General features: G+C 61.4%; 5 protein-coding genes. All 5 read right to left on the reverse strand.

The window, feature by feature from the left end; genetic code table 11:
• Window positions 1-698: 16S rRNA (adenine(1518)-N(6)/adenine(1519)-N(6))-dimethyltransferase RsmA (rsmA, locus tag ACNKID_RS10725; protein WP_417913428.1), on the reverse strand; the 698-nt coding region annotated here is incomplete at its 3' end.
• A 1-nt stretch (window position 699) separates the two neighbouring features.
• A complete protein-coding gene (locus ACNKID_RS10730; protein WP_417913429.1) occupies window positions 700-1,215 on the reverse strand; it encodes a DUF2062 domain-containing protein in 516 nt (171 codons plus the stop codon).
• Window positions 1,212-1,748: a DUF2062 domain-containing protein gene (locus ACNKID_RS10735; RefSeq protein ID WP_417913430.1), complete on the reverse strand. Its 537-nt coding sequence runs from the start codon at window positions 1,746-1,748 to the stop codon at window positions 1,212-1,214. The genes ACNKID_RS10730 and ACNKID_RS10735 overlap by 4 nt, the downstream gene beginning before the upstream one ends.
• Window positions 1,745-2,263, reverse strand: a complete 519-nt coding sequence (locus ACNKID_RS10740) for a DUF2062 domain-containing protein (protein ID WP_417913431.1) — start codon at window positions 2,261-2,263, stop codon at window positions 1,745-1,747. Before ACNKID_RS10740 ends, ACNKID_RS10735 begins: the two co-directional genes overlap by 4 nt.
• Before the next feature lie 6 nt (window positions 2,264-2,269).
• The gene (gene tsaD / locus ACNKID_RS10745; protein ID WP_417913432.1) at window positions 2,270-3,274 is read right to left on the reverse strand and encodes a tRNA (adenosine(37)-N6)-threonylcarbamoyltransferase complex transferase subunit TsaD; all 1,005 of its coding nucleotides are present in this window, start codon (window positions 3,272-3,274) and stop codon (window positions 2,270-2,272) included.
• Between the last annotated feature and the right edge of the window lie 566 nt (window positions 3,275-3,840).

Raw genomic sequence — 3,840 nt, forward strand, 5'->3', positions numbered from 1 at the left:
TTCCGCCGCTGGCCAAAGGCCGCGCTGACAATCCGCCGGAGCAGTTCCCGGTCATAAGCACCCAATCGGCGAACCCGTTCCGGCTCTGGATGAAAGCTCAGGCGCACCAGCAGCGAATCCACCTTGGGCCGGGGATGAAATTCATCCGGCCCGATTTCCATCACCGCCTCAGCCGCAGCGCAGGCGGCCAGCAGCACAGTCGGTGCGCCGTAGGCTTTGGTGCGCGGCTGGGCCAGCAGGCGTTCGGCCAGCTCCTTTTGCAGCATGACCAGCGCAAAGGCGACCCGCTCCCGCTCCTCAATCAGCTTGAATAAAAAGGGCGAGGAGATGGAATAGGGCAGGTTGGCGACAATCTTCAGTCTGCCGCCGCAAAGCTCGGCCAGCGCGGCGAAGTCCGCCTTGAGCACGTCCTGATGAATGAGGCGGACATTCTCCGGCAGGCCGCCGCGCTCCTCATGCAGACGGATGATGCCGGAATCCGCCTCCAAGCCGATGACGTGACCGGCAGCCTCTGCCAGCGGCTTGGTCAATGCGCCCAAGCCGACTCCAACTTCCACTGCCGTGTCGTCCTTGCTCAGTCCTGCCAGATCGGCAATACACTCTGCCGTGTGCCGGTGGACAAGAAAATTCTGGCCCAGCTTTTTAGAGGCAGCCAAACCTTCCTGCCGCAGCACGGTCTTGCTTCTTTGATAAAACATTTCAGCTCCTCTTGTCCAGCCGGTGCTTCATGGCCCGTTTCCGCTTCACAATCCAGAAGAACTTGCGCGAGCAGAGATAGCTGGCCACGCCGGAGACTAAGCCTATGATCGTGCCGCCGGTCAGCAGCACGCCCAAGGTTTTCATGCCCAAGCCGCTGACCGCGCTCAGGCCGATGCGCAGCCCCTGATCAAACATGTGCAGGGCAGCCTGCAGCTGGTTCCACGAGCAGCCGCCGTGCAGCACCGCGCTGCCCACCTTCCACGAGAGGTAATATTGGAACATCACCGTGAAGGGGTTGTTGACCACGGTGGAGGAGATGAAGGCCGCGACCGTGCTGATCCGCAGGGCCACGGTCAGGGTGACAAGGAAAATGGTCTGCGGCATCAGCGGCAGATTGCCGATGAAGACCCCGAAGCCGATGCCTCGCGCCAAGTATTCAGGATCGCCTTTCAGCCGTTTGATCCGCAGAAAGTAATATTTCAGCAGCCGCAGAATGCGCAGCTTGTCCATGCTCATTGCTCTTGTTTGCTCTTGAGAAGTTTGTTCCGCAGCCGCCGCTCCTGCATTGCCCGGAAGAAGGCGCGGGCGGGAACGTAGCTGGCCGCTGCGGCAGGCAGTCCGATAATCGCCCCGCCGGTTTCGATTACCACGATGGTTTGCAAGCCCAAGCTGCTGAGGGCGGCAAGTCCCTCCATCATGCCCTGCTCGCCGATGACGCTGATCGCCGCCTGCACCTGCGCCCAGGTTGACCAGCCAGGCAGCACCGCGTTGCCAACCTTCCAAGTCAGATAATACTGAGGAAGGAAGGTGAGCGGATTGCTGACCAGCACCCCGGCAATAAAGGCGGACATGGTGCTGACGTTGAGGAGGATGGCCAGCGGCACCAGAATAACAGTTTGCACCGGGGCCAGCGGCAGCACGCCCATGAACACCCCGAAGGCGAAGCCTCTGGCTAAATATTCCGGGTCGCCGCGCAGCCGCTTGATCCGCAAAAAGTAATAGCGCGGCAGCCGGGCCAGCTTGCGGAGCACATTGGCCCGCATGCTCATGGCTCCCTGTTCAGCAGATGTTTCCGCTGCTTGCGCTCCCGGAGCGTGCGGAAGAATTTGAGGACAGGATAATAGCTGGCAGCAGCCAGCACAACGCCCATCGCCGCCCCGCCAACCTGAAGCACCAGCAGGGTGTCAAGGCCGACGCGGCCAATTTCGCTCAATCCGCTGATCAGCCCTTTCTCAGCCACTGTCTGCATCAGCATGTGCAGCTCATCTGCTGATCCTTTGCCGGGCAGAAGAAAAATGCCAAGCCGCCAGGCCAGATAATACTGGATAGTGACGGTGAAAGGATTGTTGACAATCACTGAGGAAATGATGCCGCCGACCGTGCTGGCTTTCAGAGCAATGGTGACAGGGATGAGCAGCAGCGTCTGCGGCACGAAGGGCAGATTGCCCATGAACACGCCAAGAGCGAAGCCGCGCGCCAGATATTCCGGGTCGCCCTTCAGCCGCTTGACCCTGAGGAAGTAATATCTGGGCAGCCGGGCGAGTTTCTGGAGAAAGACCGGCATGATCCCTCAGTTGAGCGGCGAGCGCGAGAATGCGTCTGCGTCCGGGCCGACGCGCTGGCCTGCCTGAAAAAGATGCCAGCCCGCCAAGCCGATCATCGCCGCGTTGTCAGTGCAGAAGGCTGGCGAGGGAAGGAAACATTGCAGACCTTCCTCAACGCAGCGGGCGGCCATCTGCTGCCGCAGCCTGCGGTTGGCCGCCACGCCGCCGCCAAGGGCAATCCGCTCATGGCCGCAGCGTCTGGCGGCAAGAATGGTCTTCTCGGTCAGCACGTCGGCAACCGCCTGCTCGAACGAGGCGCAGATGTCCTCTGTCGGCACTGGCTGATTGAGCTGGCGAAAGCGGCTGATCTGATTCATCACCGCTGTTTTCAGGCCGCTGAAGCTGAAATCCACGCTGCCGTCAGACAGGGCGCGGGGAAAGGCGAAGGCATCAGCCCTGCCCTGCGCTGCCGCCAGCCTGCTCACCGCAGGCCCGCCTGGACAGCCAAGATCAAGCATCTTCGCCACCTTGTCAAAGGCTTCCCCTGCCGCGTCGTCGCGGGTGCGGCCCAGCAGGCGGTATTCCGTCGGGCTGCTGACCGCGAAGAGCGAGCTGGTGCCGCCGGAGGCCACCAAAGCGGTGTACGGAAATTCCGGCTTGTTATCTTCCAAAAGAATGGCCAGCAGATGCCCGGCCAGATGATCCACGCCCACGCAGGGGATGTTCCGCACCAAGGCCAGCGACTTGGCGAAAGTGAAGCCCACCAGCAGGCAGCCGACCAAGCCCGGCCCCTGCGTGGCGGCAATCAGGCCGATTTCGTCCAGCGTCACCCCGGCTTGGCGCAGGGCTTCCTCCGCCACCGGCCAGACCGCCTCAATATGGCAGCGCGAGGCCAGCTCCGGGACTACGCCGCCGTACTTCTCATGCACGCTGTGCTGGCTGCTGATCACGCTGGCCAGCACCCGGCTGCCGTCCTCCAGCACGGCGGCGGCGGTGTCGTCGCAGGAACTCTCAAGGGCAAGAATGAGCATGGCGCGGTATTGTTCATTATTGGCGCGGGGGAACAGGCCGCCAAGCTATAATGGTCACAAAACCCGTCAAGGTCAACTGAAACCAGCCAAGTCCGCAATAAAAAAGCGTGGCGGCGCAGATAAATTCGAGTACGCAGAGAGATGCAGCCGGAGCATCCCGCTGCCTGTTCAGCGTGGCGGCAAACCATTTCAGTCAGCCATGCCGCCTTTGTCTGCTTCGCCGCAGCCAGAGGGCGCGTCAAAGCCGCCAATGCCTTGATCTCCGCTTCGCAGGCGGAACAACGAGCCGCAACCGCCTCTTTTCCTTGTGCCGCTGGTGTTTTCGCGCTCGGAAACGCCTTTTTTCCGGCTCAGAATGCCTCATTCCCCTCTGGCAATGCCTCATTGCCAGCAAGGAATGCCACGTTTCACTCTGGCAATGCCTCATTGCCAAGAGGAAATGCCTCATTGCCAGAGGGGAATGACCCGTTTCCAGCGGGGAACGCCTCATTGCCAGAGAGGAATGAGGCATTTCCAGCAGGCTGCGGAGCGTTTTCCGCCGTCCGCTCCTCATCTTTGGCGAGGAG

Source organism: Candidatus Electronema sp. TJ (genome assembly GCF_048287355.1).
Classification (GTDB): domain Bacteria; phylum Desulfobacterota; class Desulfobulbia; order Desulfobulbales; family Desulfobulbaceae; genus Electronema.